Annotated in this window: 24 protein-coding genes and 1 riboswitch; of the genes, 8 read left to right on the forward strand and 16 right to left on the reverse strand. The window is 73.1% G+C overall.

All coding sequences use genetic code 11. The features are described 5' to 3' along the window. Window position 1: 1 nt before the first annotated feature. Together ACGF3J_RS03470 and ACGF3J_RS03475 are read right to left on the reverse strand one after the other, a co-directional pair. A complete protein-coding gene (locus ACGF3J_RS03470; RefSeq protein ID WP_393853435.1) occupies window positions 2-814 on the reverse strand; it encodes a peptidoglycan-binding protein in 813 nt (270 codons plus the stop codon). A 684-nt stretch (window positions 815-1,498) separates the two neighbouring features. Next, window positions 1,499-1,999: a GNAT family N-acetyltransferase gene (locus ACGF3J_RS03475; RefSeq protein WP_161332188.1), complete on the reverse strand. Its 501-nt coding sequence runs from the start codon at window positions 1,997-1,999 to the stop codon at window positions 1,499-1,501. Window positions 2,000-2,172: 173 nt separating this feature from the next. Between ACGF3J_RS03475 and ACGF3J_RS03480 the strand changes: the two genes are divergently transcribed. Together ACGF3J_RS03480 and ACGF3J_RS03485 are read left to right on the forward strand one after the other, a co-directional pair. Continuing rightward, window positions 2,173-2,841, forward strand: coding sequence for a hypothetical protein (locus ACGF3J_RS03480; protein WP_161332189.1), 669 nt, complete (start codon window positions 2,173-2,175; stop codon window positions 2,839-2,841). A 3-nt stretch (window positions 2,842-2,844) separates the two neighbouring features. After that, on the forward strand, window positions 2,845-3,468 hold the full coding sequence (locus ACGF3J_RS03485; protein WP_393853436.1) for a hypothetical protein: 624 nt from the start codon (window positions 2,845-2,847) through the stop codon (window positions 3,466-3,468). A gap of 10 nt (window positions 3,469-3,478) precedes the next feature. On the opposite strand, the gene ACGF3J_RS03490 is transcribed toward ACGF3J_RS03485, so the two are convergent. Beyond that, window positions 3,479-3,886: a DUF1992 domain-containing protein gene (locus ACGF3J_RS03490; RefSeq protein ID WP_161332190.1), complete on the reverse strand. Its 408-nt coding sequence runs from the start codon at window positions 3,884-3,886 to the stop codon at window positions 3,479-3,481. Between the two features lie 95 nt (window positions 3,887-3,981). Here ACGF3J_RS03490 and ACGF3J_RS03495 point away from each other — a divergent pair, with 95 nt between their 5' ends. After that, complete coding sequence (locus tag ACGF3J_RS03495) at window positions 3,982-4,374, forward strand: FHA domain-containing protein (protein ID WP_161332191.1); 393 nt, start codon at window positions 3,982-3,984, stop codon at window positions 4,372-4,374. A 16-nt stretch (window positions 4,375-4,390) separates the two neighbouring features. Here ACGF3J_RS03495 and ACGF3J_RS03500 read toward each other — a convergent pair whose 3' ends face one another. Next, window positions 4,391-5,062 (reverse strand): O-methyltransferase, encoded by a 672-nt coding sequence (locus ACGF3J_RS03500; RefSeq protein ID WP_161332192.1) that lies wholly within the window; start codon window positions 5,060-5,062, stop codon window positions 4,391-4,393. A gap of 276 nt (window positions 5,063-5,338) precedes the next feature. Continuing rightward, window positions 5,339-6,727, reverse strand: coding sequence for a glycine betaine/L-proline transporter ProP (gene proP, locus ACGF3J_RS03505; protein ID WP_161332193.1), 1,389 nt, complete (start codon window positions 6,725-6,727; stop codon window positions 5,339-5,341). A 409-nt stretch (window positions 6,728-7,136) separates the two neighbouring features. Between proP and ACGF3J_RS03510 the strand changes: the two genes are divergently transcribed. Beyond that, on the forward strand, window positions 7,137-9,236 hold the full coding sequence (locus ACGF3J_RS03510; RefSeq protein ID WP_161332194.1) for a bifunctional glycosyltransferase 87/phosphatase PAP2 family protein: 2,100 nt from the start codon (window positions 7,137-7,139) through the stop codon (window positions 9,234-9,236). Here the strand turns inward: ACGF3J_RS03510 and ACGF3J_RS03515 are convergent. The 4 genes from ACGF3J_RS03515 to ACGF3J_RS03530 form a co-directional block, all read right to left on the reverse strand. After that, the gene (locus ACGF3J_RS03515) at window positions 9,190-10,854 is read right to left on the reverse strand and encodes a hypothetical protein (RefSeq protein ID WP_161332195.1); all 1,665 of its coding nucleotides are present in this window, start codon (window positions 10,852-10,854) and stop codon (window positions 9,190-9,192) included. The two genes, ACGF3J_RS03510 and ACGF3J_RS03515, sit on opposite strands and share 47 nt — an antisense overlap. A 130-nt stretch (window positions 10,855-10,984) precedes the next feature. Further along, window positions 10,985-12,124, reverse strand: a complete 1,140-nt coding sequence (locus ACGF3J_RS03520; RefSeq protein ID WP_237552820.1) for a hypothetical protein — start codon at window positions 12,122-12,124, stop codon at window positions 10,985-10,987. Between the two features lie 128 nt (window positions 12,125-12,252). Then, entirely contained in the window at window positions 12,253-12,972 is a 720-nt protein-coding gene (locus ACGF3J_RS03525; protein ID WP_393853437.1) for a cysteine hydrolase family protein, read from the reverse strand. Beyond that, on the reverse strand, window positions 12,972-13,562 hold the full coding sequence (locus tag ACGF3J_RS03530) for a cysteine hydrolase family protein (protein ID WP_161332196.1): 591 nt from the start codon (window positions 13,560-13,562) through the stop codon (window positions 12,972-12,974). The genes ACGF3J_RS03525 and ACGF3J_RS03530 overlap by 1 nt, the downstream gene beginning before the upstream one ends. A 148-nt stretch (window positions 13,563-13,710) precedes the next feature. Here ACGF3J_RS03530 and ACGF3J_RS03535 point away from each other — a divergent pair, with 148 nt between their 5' ends. Next, window positions 13,711-14,715 carry a DJ-1/PfpI family protein gene (locus ACGF3J_RS03535; RefSeq protein WP_161332197.1) on the forward strand — a complete coding sequence of 335 codons (1,005 nt, stop codon included), beginning with the start codon at window positions 13,711-13,713 and terminating at the stop codon, window positions 14,713-14,715. 47 nt (window positions 14,716-14,762) lie between these two features. Here ACGF3J_RS03535 and ACGF3J_RS03540 read toward each other — a convergent pair whose 3' ends face one another. From ACGF3J_RS03540 to ACGF3J_RS03565, 6 genes are all read right to left on the reverse strand, one after another. Continuing rightward, the gene (locus tag ACGF3J_RS03540; RefSeq protein WP_161332198.1) at window positions 14,763-15,620 is read right to left on the reverse strand and encodes an ECF transporter S component; all 858 of its coding nucleotides are present in this window, start codon (window positions 15,618-15,620) and stop codon (window positions 14,763-14,765) included. Then, the gene (locus ACGF3J_RS03545; protein ID WP_161332199.1) at window positions 15,617-17,308 is read right to left on the reverse strand and encodes an ABC transporter ATP-binding protein; all 1,692 of its coding nucleotides are present in this window, start codon (window positions 17,306-17,308) and stop codon (window positions 15,617-15,619) included. The genes ACGF3J_RS03540 and ACGF3J_RS03545 overlap by 4 nt, the downstream gene beginning before the upstream one ends. Further along, the gene (locus ACGF3J_RS03550; protein ID WP_237552821.1) at window positions 17,305-18,507 is read right to left on the reverse strand and encodes an energy-coupling factor transporter transmembrane component T; all 1,203 of its coding nucleotides are present in this window, start codon (window positions 18,505-18,507) and stop codon (window positions 17,305-17,307) included. Before ACGF3J_RS03550 ends, ACGF3J_RS03545 begins: the two co-directional genes overlap by 4 nt. After that, window positions 18,497-19,156: an SCO2322 family protein gene (locus ACGF3J_RS03555; RefSeq protein WP_161332200.1), complete on the reverse strand. Its 660-nt coding sequence runs from the start codon at window positions 19,154-19,156 to the stop codon at window positions 18,497-18,499. Before ACGF3J_RS03555 ends, ACGF3J_RS03550 begins: the two co-directional genes overlap by 11 nt. Continuing rightward, window positions 19,153-20,391, reverse strand: coding sequence for a prenyltransferase/squalene oxidase repeat-containing protein (locus tag ACGF3J_RS03560; RefSeq protein ID WP_161332201.1), 1,239 nt, complete (start codon window positions 20,389-20,391; stop codon window positions 19,153-19,155). Before ACGF3J_RS03560 ends, ACGF3J_RS03555 begins: the two co-directional genes overlap by 4 nt. 129 nt (window positions 20,392-20,520) lie before the next feature. After that, window positions 20,521-20,610: riboswitch (cobalamin riboswitch) on the reverse strand. Window positions 20,611-20,679: 69 nt separating this feature from the next. Continuing rightward, window positions 20,680-21,354 (reverse strand): TetR family transcriptional regulator, encoded by a 675-nt coding sequence (locus ACGF3J_RS03565; RefSeq protein WP_393853438.1) that lies wholly within the window; start codon window positions 21,352-21,354, stop codon window positions 20,680-20,682. A 194-nt stretch (window positions 21,355-21,548) separates the two neighbouring features. Here ACGF3J_RS03565 and ACGF3J_RS03570 point away from each other — a divergent pair, with 194 nt between their 5' ends. Genes ACGF3J_RS03570 through ACGF3J_RS03580 form a run of 3 tightly spaced genes read left to right on the forward strand, consistent with a single transcriptional unit; the run spans window position 21,549 to window position 24,753 of the window. Beyond that, entirely contained in the window at window positions 21,549-22,940 is a 1,392-nt protein-coding gene (locus ACGF3J_RS03570) for a glycosyltransferase family 4 protein (protein WP_393853439.1), read from the forward strand. Further along, window positions 22,934-23,668: a class I SAM-dependent methyltransferase gene (locus tag ACGF3J_RS03575; protein WP_161328183.1), complete on the forward strand. Its 735-nt coding sequence runs from the start codon at window positions 22,934-22,936 to the stop codon at window positions 23,666-23,668. The genes ACGF3J_RS03570 and ACGF3J_RS03575 overlap by 7 nt, the downstream gene beginning before the upstream one ends. Beyond that, a complete protein-coding gene (locus ACGF3J_RS03580; protein WP_161328184.1) occupies window positions 23,665-24,753 on the forward strand; it encodes a prenyltransferase/squalene oxidase repeat-containing protein in 1,089 nt (362 codons plus the stop codon). Before ACGF3J_RS03575 ends, ACGF3J_RS03580 begins: the two co-directional genes overlap by 4 nt. 236 nt (window positions 24,754-24,989) lie before the next feature. Here ACGF3J_RS03580 and ACGF3J_RS03585 read toward each other — a convergent pair whose 3' ends face one another. Next, on the reverse strand, window positions 24,990-25,277 hold the full coding sequence (locus ACGF3J_RS03585; protein ID WP_122620370.1) for a hypothetical protein: 288 nt from the start codon (window positions 25,275-25,277) through the stop codon (window positions 24,990-24,992). Between the last annotated feature and the right edge of the window lie 33 nt (window positions 25,278-25,310).

The following is a 25,310-nucleotide window of genomic DNA, read 5'->3' on the forward strand; positions in this document are numbered from 1 at the left end:
CTCAGGGCTCGCGCGTCTCCGACTCCAGTTGGCGCCGGGTGTCCGGTCCGTAGACACCGAGGTCGTCGGAGCGGATGCCGCGGGCCCACTGGTAGGTGCGGACCGAGTCCTCGACGCGGCGGTCGTAGCTGCCGTCGATGTCGCCGGTGTACAGGTACAACTGGGCCAGCCGCTGCTGGAGTTCCACGACCTCCGGCCCCCGGTCGCCGCGCCGCAGTCCCGGGCCGCCGTAGAAGTCGCGGTCGTCGTCCTCCGACTCCTGCGGGGCCTTCTCGGTCGCCGTGGACGTCGCGCTCGGCGTCGGTTCGGCCGACCGGGACGGCGAGGGCGACGCGCTCGACGCCGACGGGGACGGGGAGGCCGACGGGCTCGCGGAGGCGGACGCGGAGGCCGACGGGGACGGCGACGCGGAGCCGGCCTGCGGGACGGGGGTGGCACTCGTTCCCGCGGTCGGGGTGTCCTCACTGGGCGACGGGTCCGGCACGCCGGCCCGGACCTCGTCCGGCAGCGCTCCGTCCCGTGACGGTGCCTCGTAGGAGAACAGCCCGCTCGCGTACCCGGCGGCACCCACCACGACCACCACCGCTGAGGCGGCGCTCAGCAGCATGCCCTTGCGCCGCCTGCGCGGCCGGCGCCCGCCGGAGCCGTCCGAGGGTCCCTCGCCGGACGGTACGGGCGCGGTGGCCGCGGTCTCGAACAGGCGCAGGTCGTGGGCGCGGGGTGGGGCGGCCGAGGGTGCCAGCGGGGTGGGCAGCGCGGAGGTCGCCTCGGCGGCGACGCCGGGCGGCCCGGCGTCGACGGCGCGCAGCGTCATGGTGGCGTCCGGGTCCGTGCCGTGCGAAGCCGCGTCCCCGGCGGGCGTGGCCCCCGGCGACGTGGCCCCGGACGGGGCGGCCTCCGAGGGTGAGCCCTCCGCTGCCGAAGCCCTCGACGATCCGCTCCCCGGTGCCGGACCCGCCGACGACGTGGCCCCCGGGGACGCGCCCTCCGGCGCCGAACCCGCAGCGGATCCGCTCCCCGGCGAAGCCCCCGGCGCCGCAGCATCCGGAGCCACGGCCCCCGGAGCCACGGCCCCCGCATCCGTAGCCCCCGCGGGGTCGGCGGCCCCCGAAGGGCTCCCGCCTCCCGAGGGGCTGCCGCCTCCCGAGGGGCTGCCGCCTCCCGAAAGGCCTCCGCCCCCCGAAGCGGCTCCGCCGTCCAGTTCGACATACGGCCGGATCCGCAGCGGGTTGAAGTCCTCGGCCGCTGCCGCCTGAGCCGTGCGCGCGTCGCGCAGGGCGTCGGACGCCCGCGATCCGCAGCCGCAGGAAGGCGTGTTGTCCGCCTCTCTGGGTGTGCCGCACTCCGGGCACGAGGCCCCCGTGGGCCGTTCCTGTTCCACGCGTCCGTCCCTCCCCTCGCGACTCCCCTCGCGAACTCCAGAGATTATGCAGATATTCTCCACACTTCCGCGCGCGAGCCCCCGGAATGTCGGCTTCCGCAGAGGGGAACAGGCCGTTCAGGCGGCGGCGTGGAGTCCTTTCGCGAACCAGTGCTGGGCGTACGGGCTCTCGTTGTGGGCCTCGGTCTCGGTGTATCCGAGGTGTGCGTAGAGGGTGCGGGCCTCGACGAGATCGGTGCGCGTGTCGAGGATCATGCGGGCCGCCCCGAGCGCCCGGGCCGCGTCCTCGGCGGCCCGCACGAGCAGCGCCGCCCCGCCCCGGCCCCGCATCCCCTCGTACACGAAGACCCGGGTCAGTTCGGCCGTGGTGGCGTCCAGCAGCCGTACGCCCGAGGTGCCGGCCGGTTCACCGTCGTACCGCGCGACCAGCAACCGCCCCCGGGGCGGGACCAGTTCGGCGCCGGACTCCGCCGCGATCTCGCGTTCCAGCTCGCCGGGGTCGGTGCGCCGCCCCTCGTGCAGCAGGTACCAGCGGTCGCTGACCTCCGTGTAGTAGGCACGCCAGAGGGCCGCGGCGACGGGGGAGTCGTACGGTTCCGGGGAGATGGTCCAGGTCATGGGCACATTGTCGGGAGAGGACCGGCGCGCCGGGCAAGCGTATTTCCCCACCGGCTCCCGGCGGTGTGCGGGCGGCGCGTCCCGACGACCGTTTGAGCGCGCGGTCCGGGGCAACACGAACGGCGAACCGGCCAGTTCGGAGAGCCGGTAGGGCCGAAACTCGGAAGGCACTCATGTCCACAGGCGTGATCATCGCGTTGATCGTGATCGTGGCGGCCGTGCTCGTCGTCGCGGCCGTCGTCGCTCAGCGAGCACGGGGTCCCCAGCACGGCGGAAGCCTGAAGCGCCGCTTCGGGCCGGAGTACGACCGGGCGGTTGCCCGGCACGACGGCGACACCAAGGCCGCCGAGCGTGAACTGGGCGAACGGGTCGAGCGGCACGGGTCGTTGCGCACGCGGCCGCTGGAGTCCGCCGAGCGCGAGAGCTTCGAGGCGCGCTGGACCGCCGCCCAGGAGCGCTTCGTCGACTCCCCGCGCGAGGCGGTCGGCGAGGCCGACCGGCTGCTCGCGGAACTGGCCGGTGTCCGGGGCTTCCCGGGTGGCGACCAGTACGAGGAGCAGCTCGCGGCGCTGTCCGTGCACCACGCCCACCAGGTGGACGGCTACCGGCGCGTGCACCGCGTGACGCACACGCGCGCGGACGGCGCCCAGGAGAGTGGCGCGGACACGGAGGAGCTGCGCGAGTCCATGGTCGCGGCCCGCGCCCTGTTCGAGGAGCTGGTCCGCCCGGGCCGGCACGAGACCGCCCACTCCCGCACCGCCAAGGACACCGGCGAACCCGCCCCCGCGGCCCGCGCCCCGCACGCGTGGTCGCTCGGCAAGCGCCGGCCTAAGGAGAGCTGACTCATGCCCGACGTGACCCGAAACCCCGGCGACACCCCCGACCCCAAGGCCACTCCGCTGCCCAAGGCGTCCCCGGTCTCCAAGGGCACCCCGGTCTCCGAGGGCGCCCCGGGCGTCCCTGCCCCCGAGGCCACGCCCGAGGCCACGCCCGAGGCCAGGCCCGAGGCCAGGCCCGCCCCGAAGACCGGTACCCAGCCCAAGGAAGCCCCGGTCACAGCAGTCACCCCCGTAACTCCCGCCACTCCAGCCGCCCCTGCCCACCCCGACGCCGCAGTGGCACCCGAGGCCCGCACCACCCCCACCACCGCCACCACCCCCACCACCCCCGCTCACGACGCCGCGGGTCCGCTCCTCCCGCACGGGGAGGGTGACAAGCTCGGCCAGCGGCTGCACCACGCGGTGGCCGGGTTCGTGGACGCGCCGCGCGCCTCCGTCGAGGAGGCGGACCGGGTCCTGGAGGAGCTCGCCGCGCGCTTGGCGGACGCGGTGACACACCGCCACCGAACCCTGCGCACGTCCTGGCAGGACTCCGGTGAGGACGGCCGCGCGCCGAGCACCGACACCGAACAACTCCGCCTGGCCCTGCGGGACTACCGCGAGCTGGCGGACCGCCTCATGCGCCTGTGACGCGCGGGCGTCACCGCTCCGCCCGGCGCTCCCGCCACTGCCGTACGACCTCGTCGACGTCGTAGGGCTTCCTACCCAGCGGGGGGCCGGGCGGCGGCTTGAGCAGGATGTCGCGGATCTTGACGTTGACCGCCTCGATGATCCGGCGGACCACCCGCTCCGACGGCGCCTTCAGGGCCGCCTCCAGGGCGTCCTCCGCCTCCTTGCGCACGGCGAGGGCGGGCGGCAGCACGGAGAAGCCCTCGCGGGCCATCTTCCTCTTCACCCACCACAGTTCGTCGTAGGTGCTGTCCATCTCGCTCGCGAGGGGCTTGCCCGCGCCGGACAGGCCGGCGAACTCGCCGCGCGCCTCCGCTTCGCGAATCTGTCGGTCGACCCAGGACTCGAAGTCGACGCCGGGTGGCTTTCGCTCGGTCATGACCCCATTGTGCCGGACACCGTGCCACCGGCCGATCTATCATTCGGCGGCGACAATCCAACGGCGGACGTCCTGAGGTCTTCGAAGGAGCGCACGTGCTCGAACTGACCATGGCCACGGTCACCGCGGCGGACGCGGGCGCCACGGCCGGCATGCAGATGGCCGAGGCGCCCAGCGAGCCGGACGCGGTACTGAGGGTGGGCCGGGACAAGTCCGTGTGCCGGCTGTCGACGCCGGAGGACTGGCTGTTCGTCTCCCGGGTCCACCTGGAGTTCCGGTGCGGTCCCGACGGCACGTGGCGGCTGACCTGGCTGCGCGGCTCCCAGCCGGATCCGTCCTCCGAGGTCCGGCTGACCGTGGGTCCGCACGTGCAGCCCGTGGCGTACGGCGGCACCGTGCCGCTGCCGAGGGGCGGCAGCGGCGAGATCGTGGTCCAGGATCGATCGGAGCCGCGCAGCGTCAACGTCGGCTTCTACCACGAGGTGTAGGACCGGAAGCGGTCGTTCAGGCCAGCACGCGGGCCAGTGCGAAGCCGTCGTAGCCCTTGCCGCCGACGGTCTGGACCGCGGTGCCGCTGAGTCTGGGATGGGCGCCGATCATTTCGATGGCGGCGCGGGTGCCGCGCACGTCGTCGCCGGTGTCGTCGGGGTCGGCGACCCGCCCTTCGCGGACCACGTTGTCGATGACGATGAGGCTGCCGGTGCTGGTGAGCTTGAGCGCCCACTCCAGGTAGTGCGGGTTGTTGCCCTTGTCGGCGTCGATGAAGACCAGGTCGAAGGGGGCGGGGTTCTCGTCGGCGAGCTTCGGCAGCGATTCCAGCGCGGGGCCCACGCGTACGTCGACGAGGGCGTCGAGACCGGCCCGGGCGAGGTTGCGGGTGGCGACCTCGGCGTGCCGGGCGCTGTACTCCAGCGTGACGAGGCGGCCGTCGGCGGGAAGGGCGCGGGCCATCCAGATGGTGCTGTAGCCGCCGAGGGTGCCGATCTCCAGGATGGTGCGGGCGCCTTGGATCTGGGCGAGGAGCTGGAGGAGTTTGCCCTGGGTGGCGGTGACGTTGACCGGCGGCAGCCGGGCGGTCTCGCTCTCCCGCAGGGCGGCCTCCAGTGCGGGGTCGGCGGGGGTGAGATGGCTGATGAAGTAGGCGTCGACGTCTTCCCAAAGCTGCGACTCGCTCATGACGGGCCTCTCGTGTGCGTCGTTAGTCTTCCTAAGTAGATGCGCTGACGAAGATATGCCGTGGGGTGGGGGCGTGCCGGGCGTTCCGGTGGGCGTGTTTCGGTCGCGCCCGGCGTGGGTGTGGGCGCGGGGTGGGCGTCGCGGACCGGCGCTTGCCGGATGCCCCACTCTCGGCTTCGATCGAGCGGGGGACCCCCATCGCCCACCCGTGCCGCCCCAGCGGCACGACTGCCCGCAGCTAGGGGGCGCCCCCACCAAAGCAGCCGCAGGCCGCCGTCAACGGGGTGCCCTCGCCGGTGCCGACCCCGGCAACGGCCGCCCCGCCGACTCCGACATGAACCACACCGCGACGCCACCGACCACGGCCGCCGCCATCATGTAGTACGCGGGCATCATCATGTCGCCCGTGGCCCCGATCAGCGCCGTCACCACCAGCGGCGTCGTCCCGCCGAACAGGGACACGGACACGTTGAACCCGATCGACAGCGAGCCGTACCGCACCCGCGTGGGGAACAGCGCCGGCAGTGCGGACGGCATCGACGCCGTGAAGCACACCAGCAGCAGCCCCAGCGCGGCCATCCCCAGCCCGACGGCCACCAGGCTGCCCTGGCGGATCAGCAGCAGCGCCGGGACGGACAGCAGCAGGAACCCCGCGCAGCCCGCGGCGATCACCGGCCGTCGCCCGACCCGGTCGGTCAGCGCCCCCGCGAACGGCTGGACGACCATCATCAGCGCCATCACGGCCAGCACCACGAGCAGCCCGTGCGTCTCGTCGTACTTCAGCTCGCTCGTCAGATAGCTCGGCATGTACGACAGCAGCATGTAGTCGGTGACGTTGAAGACCAGCACCAGGCCGACGCAGAGCAGCAGCGCCCGCCACTGCCCGGTGACCATCTCCCGCAGCGGCACCTTCGGCCGCTCCTTCTCCGCCTTCGCCACCTCGGCCGCGAACGCCGGCGTCTCCTCCAGCCGCATCCGCAGATACAGCCCGACGATGCCCATCGGCCCGGCGATCAGGAACGGGATCCGCCACCCCCACGACGTGAGGTCGCCGTCGGAGAGCAGCGCCGTCATGAGGGTCACCAGACCCGCACCGCCGATGTACCCGGCCAGCGTGCCGAACTCCAGCCAGCTCCCGAGGAACCCGCGCCGCTTGTCCGGGGCGTACTCCGCGATGAAGGTGGACGCGCCCGCGTACTCACCGCCGGTCGAGAACCCCTGCACGAGCCGCGCGGCCAGCAGCAGCACCGGAGCCCACACCCCGATCGTCGCGTACGACGGGATCAGCCCGATCGCGAACGTACCCGCCGCCATCAGGATCATCGTCAGGGCGAGCACCTTCTGCCGCCCCACCCGGTCCCCGAGCGGTCCGAAGACCATGCCGCCGAGCGGCCGGACCAGGAAGGCGGCCGCGAAGGCGCCGAAGGTGGACAGGAGCTGTGCCGTCGGGTTGCCCGAGGGGAAGAACACCTTGCCGAGCGTCACGGCGATGTAGCTGTAGACGCCGAAGTCGAACCACTCCATCGCGTTGCCGAGCGCCGCCGCCTTGACGGCACGCCTGACCAGCGCGGGATCGGTGACGGTGGGCTCGGCGCCGGAAGGAGGCGCGGACGCGGACGAGGAGACCGAGGGGGACGACGCGGTGGCGACGTGGGCGGCCGACAAGACTTCGCTCGCCTACCTTTCGACGGGGACAGGGACGCCACGACCCGCACGGCGGCGCTGTCGCCGGGCCGGAAAGAGCCCGCGGCACTCGGCCACGGGCGGAAAAGCGACCATAGGCGCTGATCCGCCGCTTACGCCCGGTATGCTTTTCGTTGCACTGTGCACCAAAACGGCGTACATGCAGGGACGTCCGCGCGCCGCGGACCACCGTGTACGCCGCGACCTGTGATCCTTCTCGCGAAAAACGTCCCGGAAACGCGGAACGAAACGCGGACGGCGGTCAGGTTGATCGGGGGCTGCCTGCGTCTTCTCCCGGGGGTGGTGCGAGCCTCATAGGGTTCGCAGGAAAGACACACTGCGTACACGAGCGCGGTACGGGCGGTTCTACGGGGCGGGAGGCCGACGAGGCGTGGCGAATGCGGAGCACAGTGGGCGACCGGCGGAGTCCTTCGGAGCGTCGGCCGCCGACGCGACCAGAGCAAGGCTGCGCGCCGCGCGCCTGGGCCTGTGGCTGATCGCCGCCGTCCTCGCCGCACGACAGCTGGCCGCGGTGCTGGGCACACCGCGCGGCGAACGCCTGACGGACCTGGAGACCTGGGTGGGTGAGCACGGCGTCCTGCATGTGAAGGGGTCGCTGTACGAGTCCACGCAGTTCACCGGTACCCCTTTCGTGGGGCTCGTCCTCAAGCCCTTCACCCGCGCCGCCGAGCAGGCCCTCGGCTGGGGCTGGACCTTCGGCTCGCTGCTGCTGGTCGTGGCCCTCGGCCTGGTCGCCGCCCGCGCCCTGCCGCAGCCCGTCGGCCGCCGTACGGCGCTGCTGGCGGCGCCCGTGGCCGTCAGCCTGCTGATGCTGTCCCTGCCGGTGCGCAACGCGCTGTGGCTCGGCCAGACCAGCATCATCCCCGTGCTGCTCGTCCTGGTCGGCTGCTTCGCGGTACGCGGCGCGCACGGCGACCGGATCGGCGGCGTCCTCATCGGCGTCGCCGCGGCCTTCCAGCCGACCGTTCTGCTCTTCGTCCCCCTGCTGTGGTTCACCGACCGCAGACGCGCCGCCGTGTCCACGGGGATCACCTTCGCCGCCTGCACCGCCGTCGCCTGGGCGGCCATGGCGCAGGACTCGTACACCTACTGGGTGCACCACATGGCCGGCGTGGGCCTGGGCGGCGAGGCCGACGACCTCGCCAACCAGTCACTGCACGGCGCCCTGCTGCGGCTCGGCCTCTCCGGCCCCCTGGAGATCGTCCTCTTCATCCTGCTCGGCGCGGCGGTCGCCGTCCTCGCCCTGCGCCGCGCCGTGCGCTACGCCCGCGACGGCCAGCTGCTGCTCGCGGTCGCCGTGACCGGCTGCGCGGCCGTCGTGGTGTCCCCGGCCACCTGGCAGCACCAGCTGCTGTGGGTGCTGCCCGCCCTGGTCGGCCGGGTCGGCAAGCGCGCCTCCGACCGGTACGTGTGGCCGGTCGCCGTCGTCCTGGTCATGACGCTGCCCGCGAAGATGATGCTGCCGAACATGGCCGCGCTCTACCCGCTGCGCGACAACGTGGTCCTGCTCGCGGCGCTGGCCGCCGCCGTCGCCGTGCCCTTCCTGCCCCGCACGTCGCCGTACTTCGACACGCCGGTCCCCACGAGCCACGCGCCGGCGGTGCCGACCCGCTTCAAGCACGTCCCCCTGCTCCCGTTCCTGCGCCGGGTCCTCACCCGCCCGAACCTGCTCCTGGAGCTGCTCCTCATCCGGGTCACGTACGCCGCCTACTCCCAGGTCCGCCTCGCGGCGACCGGCGGCAGCAACTCGGCGGGCCGGGCCCGCGCCGAGGAGCACGGGTGGCAGATCCTCGACATCGAGCGCTTCCTGCACATCGACGTCGAGCACGCCGTCAACCACGCGGTGGTGAAGGTCGGCTGGCTGCGGGACTTCTTCGACTTCTACTACACGTCGTTCCACTTCGTCGTCCCGCTGGCGGTCCTGGGCGTCCTGTACTGGCGCCGTCCGGTCGACTACCGCTGGGCCCGCGCCTCCCTGGGCTTCGCGACCCTGCTGGCCCTGGTCGGCTTCTGGCTGTACCCGCTGGCCCCGCCGCGGCTGATGCCGGGGCTCGGCATCATCGACACGGTGCACGGCGTGCAGGACTTCACGAAGCCTGACTACGGCACCCTGACGCACCTGACCAACCAGTACGCGGCGATGCCGTCGCTGCACTTCGGCTGGTCGCTGTGGTGCGGCGTGGCGATCGCGATCATCGCGCCGAGGATGTGGATGAAGGCGCTGGGCCTGCTCCACCCCCTCTTCACCGCCTCCGCCATCGTGGCGACCGGCAACCACTGGCTCCTGGACGCGGTGGGCGGCGCGGCCGTGGTCGCCGCGGGCTTCGGCCTGACGTACCTCTTCCAGGGCCCGCGGGCCAGGACCCTCACGGCGGCGGCGGTCACCGCGAACACACCCGAGTCCCGGGCCGCTTCGGAAGGCGTCAGCAGCGATCCGCCGAGCCCGGCGAAGGACCGTACCGGGAGCTGAGCCGGTACTCACCCGGCGCCTCCACGGTCAGCCGGGTGAAGTCCCCGTCCCGTGCGAGGCAGCCGCCGTCGGACCGCAGCCACGGCGACCAGGCGACCCGCACGGTCACGGCGCCGGGCCGGTCCACGCGCAGCACGAGGTCGACGGCGGTGCTGGTCACGACGGTGCCGGGGGCGGAGACGAGCGGTACGGCGTCGCGCACCCGGTAGACCCTCCAGTGGGCGTCCTGCCAGACGGGCACCAGCCAGTCGGGCCGCAGCTCCGGGTCGCGCACCAGTGCCGCCTCGGCCCTGGCCGGGCCGTCCGGCTTGCCGAGGGGGAGGACGACGAAACCGACCGCCCAGTGGTCCAGCCAGGCCCGGTAGGTGGCCGCGGAGAAGCTGCCGTCGTAGAAGAGGCGGGCGCGCTCCACGTCGAGCTGCCGGTTCCAGCCCCGGGCCAGATTGACGTGCGGGGCGAGCCGGGCTGCCTCGCGGTGGTCGCGGGCGGGCACCACCTCCACCCGCGTACGGTCGGCGCCCAGCCCTTGCAGCGCCCGTACGACACCGTGCGTCTCGGCCGCCCAGGCGGGCACCACGGTGTACTCCCTGAGGTCGTCGGCGGTCTTCTTCCCCACCCAGCCGACGGAGAAGACCAGCGTGACGGCGAGCAGCCCGTGCGCGAGCCGCCGCAGCCGGGGCGCGGTCGCAGCGGTGACCGTGGGCGACACGGAGAGCAGGGCCGCCAGCAGCACGGCGGGCGCGAACAGTTCCGCGAACCGTTCGACGTTCGTCCCGACCGGCGAGGCGACGAGGTACGTCAGTACGGTGCCGGTCGCGTAGACGGCCCCGCCCCACCGGGCGACCCGCCAGGTACGCGGGGCCAGCACGGTGACGGCGAGGCCGAGCACGACCGGAGGCCATATGCGGCCCGCCGGCATCGGCTGCTCCCCGCTGAAGGGGAACAGCACCGTCGTCAGCCCGACGACGGCGGCCGGGGGTATGAGGAGCGCGAGAGCGCGCCCCCAGTCCCGCACCATCAGGTACCCGGCCCCCACCACGGCGAGGAACAGCCCGGCCACCGGCGAGGCCAGGGTGGCCAGCGCCGCGTACCCGGCGGCGAGGTACGGCCTCCGCTCCCGGACCAGCGGCACGCAGGCGGCCACGGCGAAGGCGACGCCCAGCGCGAAGGTGGTCCGGCCCGAGGCGACGTTGCACCACAGCGCGAGCGACGCGAGCAGTGCGGGCCCCAGCGGCCGGCGCACCCCGCACCGCACGATCAGCACGGCCGCCAGCCAGGAGGCGGCCAGGCCGGAGACCAGGGTGACCGTGCGCACCCCGAACAGGGCCATCAAGTACGGCGAGACGACGCTGTAGTTGGCGGTGTGCATCCCGCCGTACCAGAACAGCCCGTACGCCGAACCCCCGTGCCGCGAGGCGAAGTCCGCCCACGCCTGCTGGGCGGCGAGGTCGCCGCCGCCCGTGGCGAGGAACACCCACCACACCGCGTACAGCGGGATGGTGGGCACCGTGGCGAGCAACGGCACGCGATGCCGGTGCCCGAAGGCACGCAGGGCATCGCTCGTGCGTCTCTCCTGACGCCGATCGGGCCTGGGGAGGGTGAGTTCGGCAGGGACCACGGTCGGGGTTTCCGTTCGGCGTCATCGGGGTGCACGGCTGGTGCACGTGCGAAGACGGTAATTCGAACAGAAAAGTTGACCGGGTCTGATCAGATCACGCGGAAGCCCTGTCGTCCCCGCCCCCCGGTGATCACACTGCCGCGGTGCGTCCCGTGATCGGGCAGGCGCCTGCCGTCGCCGTCGACGTACCGAGGGCGGCGGTCCTGGCGGTGGGCGCCGTGCCGCCGATCTGCTGGAGGATCTCGTCGGAGAGCAGGTCCTCCTTGCCCTTGAGGGCGTCCGCGACCTTGAGGTCGGTGTTGAAGACCATCTCGGCGGCGACGTTGTCCTGGACGATGCGGGCCAGGTTGTCGAGCGCGACGAGGATCGGGTCCGAGGGGGTCTTCACGGTCGGCAGGTCGATGAGGTGGGTGCCCACCTTCGCCTGGTTCATGGTGCGGCGGATGATGATGGACGCCTGGTTCAGCTCCGCCGTGGTCCAGATCGACAGGACGGTGACGTAGAGGTCGCTCCACGCCTTCTCGCCGATCAGCGTGCGCCACCGCTTCATGAGACCTTCGATGCCGGTGATCTGCGCGGTGGCGGCGAAGGTCATGTTGACGCGGATGGACGGGTAGACCGCGGCGGCGAACCGGTTGAACGACACCATGTCGAACGACTTGGCCGTGACGGAGGCGTCGATGAACTTGACGGCCTCACTGAGGATCTTGTCGCAGGAGTTCTCCAGGTCCACGGGGAGGTTCGCGGTGCCGAGCCTGGTGTGTGCCGTCTGGAGTGCGGTCTTGAAGGCGTTCAGCGGGGTGATCCAGCCCTTGTCGCCGGGAGCCTTGGTGACGACCATGCCGAGGTCGTGCGGGTCGATGCGGTCCGCGTTGGGGATGTTGGGGACCTGGTCGCTGAGGTAGGCGGCGAGCACCGAGAAGACGCCCAGGGGGACGTGGGCGATCGACTTGGCCAGTTCGAAGTACTCCGGCACCGGGTCGACGGTCTCGACCTGCTTGCCGTTGTTGATGAGGGTGAAGCGTCCGCCGACCGCGTTGTTGGAAACGACGATGACGGGACTGAGCTGCGTCGTCAGTTCGCTCTTGAGCGTCGCGTAGTTGGCGCGCATCTTCGCGTTGACGGCGCGTATCGCGTCGCGTGCCGCCTTCTCGTCGGTCGCGGTGACTCCCGCGGTGGCCGCCGAGGCGGTGGAGGCCGATTGGCCGGTGAACAGCGTTGCCGCCCCGACGGCCGACGCGGTACCCAGAAAACCTCTACGTGTTGCCATGCCCCGTTGTTCTGCTTTCTTCAGTGAGTGAAAGTGCCTTTTGGCGATGTGGGGGGAACAGCGTGGGGGGAGTTCAGGGTGGGGGGATCTCAAGGTGGGGTATTGCAGGGTGGGGTGGGGGTGAAACCTCAGGTCAGGGACTTCTGCGACGGCACGACGACTCCGTAGAGGTCCTGGACCGTGGCGAGGGCCGCCTCGTGGAACTGCTCCGCGGGAACGCCGTTCGGCTTGCCCTTCAGCGGCAGCGGCCGGGTCGCGGAGGCGTCGGCGACCACCGTCGGGGCGTTGCCGTTGAGGAACGCGCCCTGGGCGGTGAACAGGGTGCACATGTTCGTCATGAACCCGGCGACGATGACGTTCTTGTGGCCGGCCCTCTTGACCTGTTCGGCGAGATCCGTGCCGTGGAACGCGTTCGGCACGCTCTTCTCGACGACGGGCTCGCCCTTGGCCGGCTCGAGCGCCGGAATGATCCGGCCCGCCTCCGACTTCAGGTCGTAGCCCTTGTCGACGATGTGGATGACCGGGGTGCCGGCCTTTCGGGCCCGCTTCAGCAGCGCTTCGGCGTTCTCCACCGCCGGCTTCCAGCCGTCGAGTTCCATCACACCGGAGGTGTAGGTGTTCTGGTAGTCGACGAGGATGAGGGTCGCGTCGGAGAGCGTGGCCGGGGTCTCGCCGAGCTTGTTCAGCTCGCGCAGCGTCGTCGTGTCCTTCGCGACGTTCGTCGCTTTGGTGGCGGAGGCCGACTGCTCGTCCTTGGCGGTGGCGGCCTCGGATTCACCGCCGCATCCCGTGGCGGTGACCGAGAGGACGGCGGCGGCGAGCGCGACGGCCGGACGGAGCAGCTTCATCAGGAGATCTCCTTCTGGGACGGAACGACGACCCCGTACAGGTCGGCGATGGTGGCGAGGGCGCTGTCGTGCACCTGGCGGGCGTCCAGTTCGGCGCCCCCGACCGGCAGCGCACGGGTGGCGCACGCGTCGGCGACGACGGTGGGGCGGTTGCCGCGCAGGAAGGCGCCCTGGGCGGTGAAGGCCACGCACATGTGCGTCATGAAGCCGGCGAGGACGAGGTCGGTGTTGCCGGCGGCGTCGACGTGCTGCTCGAGGTCCGTACCGACGAACGCGTTCGGTGCCTTCTTGACGACCACGCGCTCATCGTCGAGCGGCGCCACGCTCGGGTGGATGGCGCCGATCTCGGCACGGATGTCGTAGGGGGTGCCCTCGCCGCCGTCGTTGACGACGTGGACGATCCTCGTGCCCTCCTGACGGGCCCGCGCCAGGAGCCGGGCACCGGCGTCGAGCGCGTCCTGCCAGCCGTCCAGTTCCATGACGCCGGTCGTGTAGGTGTTCTGGTAGTCGATCAGGACCAGGGTCGAGCCGGCGAGCTTCGCGGGGGTGTCGTCGAAGCCGTTGAGCCGGCGCAGCGTGGTTCTGGGCATGGTGGACCGCCTGAAGTCATGTGTCGGGATGGGCAGTTCACCGACGCGGTGACCTGCACTCATGACGCTATGGCCCCACCGGTGGTGTCGGCAATGTCGTCTAACATGCAGAAAACGACATCGCTGTCGCCGAGCGTGGGGGGGTCTCGTGCACACCGTCAGCCGCCTGATCGTCATCGTCCTCTTCGAGGGCGTCGACCTGCTCGACGTCACCGGGCCGCCGGAGGTGTTCTCCCTGGCCCGGCGGGAGACGGACGAGGCGGCGGGCTACGACGTCGTCCTCGCCGCCGAGTCCATGGACCCGGTCACCACCGGCGCGGGGGTCCGGGTCCTGCCCGACGCCACCTTCGGCGACCTGCGCACCAGGGCCGTCGACACCCTGATCGTGCCCGGCGCCGTCGAGGTGGACGACCAGCGCCATGTGCACCCGCTCACCGACCCCGGCGTGGTGGAGCGGGTGCGGCAACTGGCCGCCCGTACCCGGCGGGTGACATCCGTCTGCGTCGGGGCGCACATCCTGGCGGCGGCCGGGCTGCTCGACGGCAAGCGCGCCACCACCCACTGGTCGACCGCGCGGCAGCTCGCCGAGGAGCATCCGGCCATCGAGGTCGACGCCGACCCGATCTTCATCCGCGAGGGCGACGTCTGGACCGGCGCGGGCATCAGCGCCTGCCTCGACCTCTCACTCGCTCTGATCGCCGACGACCTCGGCGAGGACGTCGCCCTGCGCGTGGCCCGGCAGTTGGTGATGTACCTGAAGCGGCCGAGCGGGCAGAGCCAGTTCAGCGTCCCGCTGGAGCAGGTCTCCACGACCCGGCGCGTCGAGGAGCTGCGCCACCACATCATGCGCAACCTCGCCGAACCGCTCACCGTCGCCGACCTCGCCGCCCGCCTCCACGTCAGCGACCGCCAGCTCACCCGCATCTTCAAGACCGAACTCGGCACCACCCCGCACGCCTACATCGAGTCCGCCCGCGTCGAGGCGGCCCGCCACCAGCTCGAATCCACCGACGCGACCCTGGAACGCCTCGCCACGACCTGCGGCTTCGGCACCGTCGACACGCTGGTCCGAGCCTTCCGCCGCCGCCTCGACACGACCCCGACGGAGTACCGGCGCAGGTTCCGGACGAACACGTCCGACAACCGGACCTGATGCACACGGTCGACCTCGACCGTCCGGCAAGGGCCAGGCGCCACCTCTTACGCGGAGCTGTTCCCCTGGTCGGGGTCCTCGAAGGCGACCGGGGCCTCGAAGGCCGCTCTGCGGGTCGCGCGGCGCAGGGCTCTGAGGATCGGGGTGCCCAGGGTGAGGGTGAGGACGACCGTCATCGCGGCGCGGCCGCCGTCCCAGCCCAGCGACGTGGCCAGGCAGTAGGCGAGGAAGCGGGCCAGGTTGGAGGCGACCGACGCGTCCGGGTCGAAGGCGATGTTCGAGGCGAGGGTGTTCATGAAGGTCCAGCCCGCCAGGTTCATCACCGTGCCGTAGGCGAAGGCCGCCAGGAAGCCGTAGGCGGCCAGCAGGAGGAGTTCGGCGCGGCCGCGCAGGCGGTCGGGGCCGGGGAGCAGGCCCGCGCCCATCGTGAACCAGCCCATCGCCAGCATCTGGAACGGCATCCACGGCCCCACCCCACCGGTGAGCAGCGCGGACGCGAACATCGTGACCGAGCCGAGGACGAAGCCGAAGCCGGGGCCGAGGACCCGGCCGCTGAGGACCATGAGGAAGAACATCGGTTCCAGGCCCGCCGTCCCCGCGCCGATGGGGCGCAGGGCCGCGCCCGCCGCCGCCAGGACGCCGAGCATCGCCACGGCCTTCGGGCCCAGGCCCGACTCCGAGATCGTCGCCGCCACCACGGCCACCAGCAGCACCAGCAGGCCCGCGAACAGCCACGGCGCGTCCTGGGCGTGCGCGTTGAGGGAGGCGTCCGGCGGGGCCAGGAAGGGCCAGCCGAAGCCGGCCACGCCCACCGCGCTGACCAGGATCAGCGCGGCGACCGAGCGAGGGCCGAGGCGGACGGCGCGGGCCTGGCGGTCGGGAGGCGTGACGGGGGACGCGGTCATGCCAGGGCCTCCCGTACCTGTGCGACCGTGAGCCACTTGCGGGGGGCCAGCACCTTCGCCACCTGCGGCGCGAAGGACGGGGAGGCCACCACCACGTCCGCCGCCGGGCCGTCGGCGATCACCTCGCCCTCGGCGAGCAGCACCACCCGGTGGGCCAGCTCGGCGGCCAGCTCCACGTCGTGTGTGGCCAGCACGATGGCGTGCCCCTCGGCCGCCAGGCCGCGCAGGATGCCGGCCAGCCGGGCCTTCGCCGCGTAGTCCAGGCCGCGCGTCGGCTCGTCCAGGAGGAGGAGTGGCGGGCGGGCGGTCAGGACGACGGCCAGGGCGAGGGTCAGGCGCTGGCCCTCCGAGAGGTCCCTGGGGTGGGTGTCGTCCGTGACGCCGGGGAGCAGTTCGGTGAGCAGGGCGCGGCAGGTGCCGGGGGTCGCGTCCGCGTCCCGGTCGGCGGCCGCGCACTCGCCGGCGACCGTGTCCGCGTACAGCAGGTCCCGCGGCTCCTGGGGGACCAGGCCGACGCGGCGCACCAGGTCGCGGGGGGCTGTGCGGTGCGGCACGGCGCCGCCCGCCCGGACCGTACCGGAGGACGGTGCGACGAGGCCGACGAGCGCGGAGAGGAGCGTCGACTTGCCCGCGCCGTTGCGGCCCATCAGGGCGACGGTCTCGCCGGGGGAGACGGTCAGGTCGATGTGGCGCAGGGCCTGGACGCGGTCGCGGCGCACGGCGAGGGAGCGGACCTCGGCGGCGTACGGGGTGGGGGGCGCGGTGGGCCCGGGGGCGGTCCTCGCGCGGAGCCGCCAGCGGCGGGGGGCGGCGTCGCGGGCGGGCGGTACGGGCAGTACGGCCGTCGGCGGGGTGCGCTCCGGGATCCGGCGGTCGGCGAGCCGTTCCCGCAGCGGGGCCGCGCGGCGACGGGCGTCGCGGACCGTCAGCGGCAGCGGGGACCAGCCGGCCAGCCTGCCGAGACCCACCACCGGCGGACAGACCGGGGACACGGCCATCACGTCCGCGGGAGCGCCGATCACCGGCGCGGCACCCGGCCCCGGGAGCAGCACGACCTGGTCGGCGTACTGGATGACCCGCTCCAGCCGGTGCTCGGCCATCAGGACCGTCGTACCGAGGTCGTGCACGAGGCGCTGGAGGACGGCCAGCACCTCCTCGGCGGCGGCGGGGTCCAGGGCGGACGTGGGCTCGTCCAGGACCAGCACGTCGGGATGCGGGGTGAGCACCGAGCCGATGGCGACCCGCTGCTGCTGGCCGCCGGAGAGCGTGGCGATGGGGCGGGCGCGGAGGTCGGAGAGGCCCAGGAGGTCGAGGGTCTCCTCGACCCGGCGGCGCATCACGTCGGGGGCCAGGCCCAGCGACTCCATGCCGTAGGCCAGCTCGTCCTCGACGGTGTCCGTCACGAAGTGGGAGAGCGGGTCCTGGCCCACCGTGCCGACCACGTCGGCCAGTTCACGCGGCTTGTGGGTGCGGGTGTCGCGGCCGGCCACCGTGACCCGGCCGCGCAGCGTGCCGCCGGTGAAGTGCGGGACGAGGCCGCCGACCGCGCCGAGGACGGTGGACTTGCCGACGCCGGACGGGCCCGCGAGGAGGACCAGTTCGCCCTCCGGGACCTCGAAGTCCACTCCCTGGACGGCTGGTCGGGTCGTTCCGTCGTACGTGACCGACACGTTCTCGAAGCGGATCACGACGGCTCCTTCGCGGCGGTCTCGGGTGCGGGGGTGACGAACGCCGGGAGCAGGCCGACGAGGATCGCGGCGGCCGGCCACAGCGGGAGCGACGGCGCGACCAGCGGGACCACGCCCGGGTGCAGCGCCGCCGGGTCGCGGGCGGCGGCGAGGAACAGCGCCGCCGCGACCGCCGCGCCGGAGCCGGTCACCAGCCAGGCGCGGGCGTCCCAGCGGTCCGGGCGGTACCGGGTGCGGACCGTGCGCCGTCCGCCGAGCCACAGGCCCGCGAGCGCGGCGGCGAGGCCGACGGCCAGGACGGGGATGCCGTACGTGCCGCCCGCGGCGGTCAGCAGCCCGTACGTCCCCGCGCAGACGCCGAGCAGGCCGCCCAGGGTGAGGGCGGCGGTGGTGCGGCGGACGGCGGTGGGGACCTGGGCGGTACGGCCGTAGCCGCGGGCGTCCATCGCGGCGGCGAGGGCGACGGAGCGCTCCAGGGCGCCCTCGAGGACCGGGAGCCCGACCTGGAGCAGGCCGCGTACGCCGGTGTCGGGGCGGCCCCGGAGGCGCCGGGCGGCGCGCAGGCGCTGGACGTCGGCGATGAGGTTCGGCGCGAAGGTGAGGGCGACGACGACGGCGACGCCCATCTCGTACAGGGCGCCGGGGAGGGACTTGAGAAGGCGGGAGGGGTTGGCGAGGGCGTTGGCGGCGCCGACGCAGATGAGGAGCGTGGCGAGCTTCATCGCGTCGTACAGGGCGAAGGCGAGGCCCTCCGCGGTGACCCGGCCGCCCAGACGGATGCCCTGCGCCCAGTCGGGGAGGGGGACTTCGGGGAGCGTGACGAGGGTGTGGGTGCCGGGGATGGGGGAGCCGAGGACCGTCGTGAAGAGGAGGCGGATGACGAGGACGGCCAGGGCCAGCTTGACGAAGGCGCCGTAGGAACGGGACCAGGGGGCGTGGGGGCGGCGGGAGATCACGACGTAGGCGGAGACGGCGACGAGGAGGCCGAGGAGCAGGGGGTTGGTGGTGCGGGTGGCGGCGGTACCGAGGGAGAGGGCCCAGAGCCACCAGGCGCCGGGGTGGAGGGGTGCGGTGCGCCGGTGGCGGTGGGTGGGTGCGCCTGCCGGCGCTTGCCGGGTGCCGCCTCTCTGCGGGACGGGCGCCGCCTCAACGGCACGACTGTCCGCGGACGGCTCGGCAGGTTGCCCGTTACGGGGCATTCCTGCGCCGCCTCGCCTGCCAGGCCGTTGCCCCGGCCAGGGCCGCCACCACCGCGATGCCCGCGATCAGGCCGACGGACGGGCCGTCGTCGGTGCCGTCGTCCTGGGTGGCCTGCTGGTCCGGGGATCCGGTGGCCGTCGGGTCGGCCTCCTGCGACACCTGCTCGCCGCAGCCCGCCTTCGGGTATCCGCCGATCGCGCACAGCAGCGCGCTGGTGTTGTAGCGGAGCGGGCCGGCGACGTCGGCCAGGGCGTCGGCCGTCGTGGCGTCCGGAGCGACCTGCGCGCAGGCCGTGCGCCGGGGCGGCGGGGTCTCGCCGGACGGCGCGTCGGCCGCCGTACCGAAGTCGAGGACGAGGGCGACGCGCTTGCTGCCGTCCTCGGCCGGGGTCTTCGCGCAGATCGACGCGAAGTCCGCGGCGCCGCGCGGCTTGGCCGCGTCGTCCGAGTCCGCGCTCACCGCGAAGCGGAAGCCCTGGACGTCGCCGTCCGAGGGACGGACGAGGGACGGGCCCTGGGTGGCGTAGACCCACTGGTCGCCGTCGCGGTCCCAGAAGGACCAGTAGCGGTACCCGGCGGCCTGCGCCTGGCCCGCGCTCCCGATCAGCAGGAACGCGGCCAGGAAGAGGAGGACGACGCGGCGGGTCACGGCTGCCGCTTCTTGTTGCGGCCGCTGAGCAGGAAGCCGATGCCGATGCCGAAGACCAGGCAGACGCCGACGAACCACCAGACGCCGAAGCCGGAGTCGTCGTTGTTCTCGTTCTCGTCCGCGGCCTGGTCGCTCGCCGTGGCGGAGTCGCCCGTCCTCGCTCCCTGGGGTGCCGGCCCCGTCGCGTTGAGCCCCGCCACCAGGTCCGTGCCGCCGAAGTCGCGCGGATCGGTGCCCGTGGCGTGGGCGGCGAAGATCAGCTGGGCGTAGGCGGACGGGCCGCTCTCCTTCGCCCACTTCGCGGCGTTCTTCTCCAGCCAGGCCAGCGGCTCGGCCGCCTGGTCCGCGCCGCCCTGCGCGGCGAGCGCGACGACCGCGTCGGCGGTGTTGCCGTAGTCGGGCTGGTCGGGGGAGCCGCCGAGGGCGGACTTGAGGTGGCCGTCCTTGTCGACGGCGCCGGCGAGGTACGCCGCGCCGTTCGCGGCGGCCTGCGCACGGTCGGGCTCGTCACCGCAGGTGGCGGCGGCCACCTTCTTGCCGGGCCCGGTGACCAGGCCCTTGCCGAGCGAGCCGAGGACGCTGGCGGCCGTGGCGTCGGCGTTGGGGAGCAGCTTGCCGTCCTTGTCGGGCTGGAAGGCGAAGGCGCCGTCGTCCTTGGCGCAGGGGAGGGCGAAGGTCAGCAGGGCGTCGTACGGGGACTTGCCGTCCTTGGTGACCTTCGTGGGGTCGGTCTCCGTGGCGGTCAGGGCGCCGATGACGAGGGAGGTGGAGTTCGCGTCGCTGGGTCCGCCGGGGGAGTAGCCCCAGCCGCCGTCCTTGTTCTGCACGGACTTCAGCCAGTCGAGGGCGTCCTCGACGACGTCGCCGTGTCCGCCGACGGCCCACAGCGCCTGGACCGCGGCGGCGGTCTGGTTGGTGTCGACCATGGTCTTGGCGTCGCACGCCTTGGCGGGATCGGCGCGGAAGGGGGCGAAGGAGCCGTTCGCGCACTGCTGGCCGGTGAGCCACTCCACGGCCTTCGGCGACGGGATCACGCCCACGGTGTCCTGCGCGAGCAGCGCGAACGACTGGCGCCAGACGCCGTCGAACTGGGGGTCGCCGGTGCCGAACAGGGCCGCCGGCTTGGACGCGGAGGCGGACGGTGAGGGGTCGGCGGCGACCGCGGGCGCGGCGGCGGCGCCGATCACTGCTGCGGCGGCCAGGACCGCGGCGCTGCCTCGACGGCGGACGTTCATGATCGGCGGGTGCCTTTCCCTGTGCGGGACCGGGCAGCACGGGGCACCCCCGGCGGCTCGGCCCCGTATGCCTCGACGGTGCCCGTGCTCCGGCGGGCGCCGGGCACGTGAGCCGGTCACGTCCGCGCGGGGCATTCCGGCTGCCGTCCGCGGAGGTCCCTGGGCGGGCGCGGGCGGTTCACGGTTGCGGGTCAGCGCCGGAATTGCACCGGCTTCCCCCCGTACGGGTGATGACGACGCCGCCACTTTACCCGGCGCCCCCGGCGGGCCGAGGGGCGGTGCGCCCTCTCACACGGGCGCCGCCGTCCGCCCGGGCTCCGCCTCCGTCAGGTCGATCAGGCGGCACACCGTCTCGATGTCGGCCCGGACCTGGGCGAGGGAGGCGCGGCCGGCGAGCCAGGTGATCAGGGTGGAGAGCCAGGTGTGTTCGATGACGCGGACCGCGGAGAGCTGGGCGGGCGTCGCGTCCTCCATGCCGCCGATCGCGTCCAGGATGATCGCGGTGGTCTGCCGGGAGACCTGGTCGACCTCGGGGGAGACGCTGCGGTCGGCGAAGGTCAGGGCGCGGGCCATCGCCTCGGCCAGCCGGGGTTCGCGCTGCAGCGCGCCGAAGGCCCGCATCAGGGTCTGGGCCACCCGGTCACCGGCCGTGTCGCCGGCCGGCGGGCTCTTGCGCAGGGTGGCGTGCAGCCGCTCCAACTGGTCGTGCATGGTGGCGACCAGGAGATGCACCTTGGACGGGAAGTACCGGTACAGCGTGCCGAGGGCCACCTGCGACGACTCCGCGACCTCGCGCATCTGCACGGCCTCGAAGCCGCCCCGGCAGGCCAGCTGGGCGGTCGCGTGCAGGATGCGGCGACGGCGCTCCCGCTGCCGCTCGGTGAGCGGAGGGGAAGAGGCGAGAGAGGGGGAGGGGTGCCGCGGAGCAGTTGCTTCCACTTCCGGGTTGTCCACCTTGGTCACCTTCTCCCCGCAGTCCGTCCGGCACGGTAGCCCGGCGGAGTGCCGCGCCGTGGCGTGAATCACCTGATCCACTCGTCCCAGCTCCGCTACCTGCCGGTAGATTCGGAGCCTCTGACGATCAAGTCTGAAACTTGTTCTAGATTAACGTCCCGGCGTAGTGTCGCGGGACAGTGCAGTGAGAAGGGGGCCCGGGAGTGACCGCTGAGGCCAGTGGGACGGGTCCCCGTCCGGAGCCCGCCGCCGACGGCTTGCGACCGCTCCGCATCGCCCTCCTCACCTACAAGGGGAACCCGTTCTGCGGCGGCCAGGGCGTCTACGTCCGCCACCTCTCGCGCGAACTGGCCCGCCTCGGCCACCGGGTCGAGGTCGTCGGCGCCCAGCCCTATCCGGTCCTGGACGAGCACCCCACGGCCGGCGACCGGCTCTCCCTCACCGAGCTGCCCAGCCTCGACCTGTACCGCCAGCCCGACCCCTTCCGCACCCCGGGCCGCGGCGAGTACCGCGACTGGATCGACGCGCTCGAGGTCGGCACGATGTGGACCGGCGGGTTCCCGGAGCCGCTGACGTTCTCGCTGCGCGCCCGCCGCCATCTGCGCGCCCGACGCGGCGACTTCGACGTCGTGCACGACAACCAGACGCTCGGGTACGGACTGCTCGGCGACGTCGGCGCGCCCCTCGTCACCACCATCCACCACCCCATCACCGTCGACCGGCAACTGGAACTCGACGCCGCCGACGGCTGGAAGCGCCGGTACTCCGTGCGCCGCTGGTACGCCTTCACCCGCATGCAGAAGCGCGTCGCGCGCCGCCTGCCCTCCGTGCTCACCGTCTCCGGCACCTCCCGCCAGGAGATCGTCGACCACCTCGGCGTACGGGACGACCGGATCCACGTCGTCCACATCGGCGCCGACACCGACCTGTTCTCGCCCGACCCGTCGGTGCCCCGGGTGCCGGGCCGGATCGTGACCACGTCCAGCGCGGACGTGCCGCTCAAGGGCCTGGTCTTCCTGGTCGAGGCGCTGGCCAAGGCCCGCACCGAGCACCCGCGGGCGCACCTCGTCGTCGTCGGCAAGCGGCCCGCGGAGGGGCCCGTCGCGCAGGCGATCACGCGGTACGGCCTCGAAGGCGCCGTCGAGTTCGTCAAGGGCATCTCCGACGCCGAACTCGTCGACCTGGTGCGGTCGGCGGAGGTGGCGTGCGTGCCGTCGCTGTACGAGGGGTTCTCGCTGCCGGCCGCCGAGGCGATGGCGACGGGCACGGCGCTGCTGGCCACCACCGGCGGGGCCGTCCCCGAGGTCGCCGGACCCGACGGGGAGACCTGCCTCGCGGTGCCGCCGGGCGACGCCGACGCGCTGGCCGCCGGCCTGAACCGGCTGCTCGGCGACCGGGAACTGCGGGTGCGGCTCGGCGCGGCCGGACGCGAGCGCGTGCTGCGGCACTTCACCTGGGCCCGCGCCGCCGAGGGCACGGTCGCCCGCTACCGCGAGGCCGTCGGCCCCGACCGGGCCACCCCGAGGCCCGCCCCCGCGACCCCGACCACCACCAGTGACACCGGCGTCTACCCCGAAAGCAGGGCCACGTGCTGACCGTCGACTTCTCCCGGTTCCCGCTCGCCCCCGGCGACCGCGTACTGGACCTCGGCTGCGGCGCCGGCCGGCACGCGTTCGAGTGCTACCGGCGCGGGGCCCGGGTCGTCGCGCTGGACCGGAACGCGGAGGAAATCCGCGAGGTCGCCAAGTGGTTCGCGGCGATGGAGGAGGCCGGCGAGGTCCCGGCCGGCGCCACCGCCACCGCGATGGAGGGCGACGCGCTGGCCCTGCCCTTCCCCGACGAGTCCTTCGACGTGGTCATCATCTCCGAGGTGATGGAGCACATCCACGACGACAAGGGCGTCCTCGCCGAGATGGTCCGGGTGCTCAGGCCCGGCGGCCGCATCGCGGTCACCGTCCCGCGCTACGGCCCCGAGAAGGTCTGCTGGACCCTCTCCGACGCGTACCACGAGGTCGAGGGCGGCCACATCCGCATCTACAAGGCCGACCAGCTGCTCGCCCGGATCCGCGAGGCGGGGCTGCGGCCGTACGGCAGCCATCACGCGCACGCGCTGCACTCGCCGTACTGGTGGCTGAAGTGCGCGTTCGGCGTCGACAACGACAAGGCGCTGCCGGTGCGGGCGTACCACAAGCTGTTGGTCTGGGACATCATGAAGAAGCCGCTGGCGACGCGGGTCGCCGAGCAGGCGCTGAACCCGCTGATCGGCAAGAGCTTCGTGGCGTACGCGACCAAGCCGCACCTGCCGCCGGTGGACGCCGCGTGACATCGCCCCGCAGCCCTCGCACGCCCCGCACCGAGCACCTCGTCCTGCCTGGCGTCCTCACCGACGCCGAGGCCGCCGGGACCGTCCGCGGCATCCTCGCCGTGCAGCGCGAGGACGGGGCGATCCCGTGGTTCCGCGGGCACCATCTCGACCCCTGGGACCACGTCGAGGCGGCGATGGCCCTGGACGCGGCCGACGAGCACGAGGCCGCCGAGCGGGCGTACGCGTGGCTGGCCCGGCACCAGAACGCGGACGGCTCCTGGTACGCCGCCTACGCCGACGGGGACTTCGCCGACGTCACCGACCGGGGCCGGGAGACCAACTTCGTCGCCTACATCGCCGTAGGCGTCTGGCACCACTACCTCGCCACCGGCGACGACACGTTCCTGGAGCGGATGTGGCCCGTCGTCCATGCGGCGGTCGAGTTCGTGCTGCGGCTCCAGCAGCCCGGCGGGCAGATCGGCTGGCGCCGCGACGAGGACGGCACGGACACCAAGGATGCGCTGCTGACCGGCAGTTCCTCCATCCACCACGCGCTGCGCTGCGCCCTCGCGATCGCCGAGCAGCGTGAGGAGCCGCAGCCCGACTGGGAGTTGGCGGCGGGCGCGCTGCGGCACGCCATCCGGCGTCACCCGGAGCGGTTCCTGGACAAGGGCCGGTACTCGATGGACTGGTACTACCCGGTGCTGGGCGGCGCGCTGACCGGCACGGAGGCCAGGTCCCGCATCCAGGAGAGCTGGGACCGCTTCGTCGTCCCCGGCCTCGGCGTGCGCTGCGTCGTCCCCAACCCCTGGGTCACGGGCGGCGAGTCGGCCGAACTCGCCCTCGCCCTGTGGGCGGTGGGCGAGTCCGACCACGCCCTGGAGATCCTCCAGTCCATCCAGCACCTGCGCGACCCCGACAGCGGCCTGTACTGGACGGGCTACGTCTTCGAGGACCAGGCCATCTGGCCCCGCGAGCTCACCACCTGGACGGCCGGCTCCCTGCTCCTGGCCGTCGCCGCCCTCGGCGGCCACGAGGCCACCTGCCAGGTCTTCTCCGGCGACCACCTGCCGAGGGGCCTGGACCCGGACTGCTGCGTCTGAGCACGCCGCGGCGCCACACCCGGTCGGGTTCTCGTCGAAGACGAGGGCTCAGCGGCGGCCGACGCGGTTGGCGATGGCGTGGCCGATGAAGAGGTAGACCACCGCGGCCAGGCCGTAGCCGGCGACCACGCGGGCCCAGTCCTCGTCGAAGGTGCTGTGTTTTCTGGGGGTGCCCCCCAGACCCCCGGGTCTCGCGACCAGCCGGGGTCTGGACCGGGACGTCTGCGTCCGAGGGCTCAGCGGCGGCCGACGCGGTTGGCGATGGCGTGGCCGATGAAGAGGTAGACCACCGCGGCCAGGCCGTAACCGGCGACCACGCGGGCCCAGTCCTCGTCGAAGGTGAAGAGGTCACGCGACCAGCCGGCCAGCCAGTTGGCCGCGTCATGGACGAACTGGACCAGGTCGTTGGCCCGGTTGGCGTCCAACAGGTACATCAGAATCCACAGGCCGAGGATGAAGGCCATGATGTCGGCGACGACGGCTATGGCCCTGCCCGCGGAACTGGAACCGTGAGATCTAGACATGCCTTGCGTATGGCCCCGGAAGCCCGGCGGAAA

Source organism: Streptomyces sp. NPDC048171 (genome assembly GCF_043202655.1).
Lineage (GTDB): Bacteria > Actinomycetota > Actinomycetes > Streptomycetales > Streptomycetaceae > Streptomyces.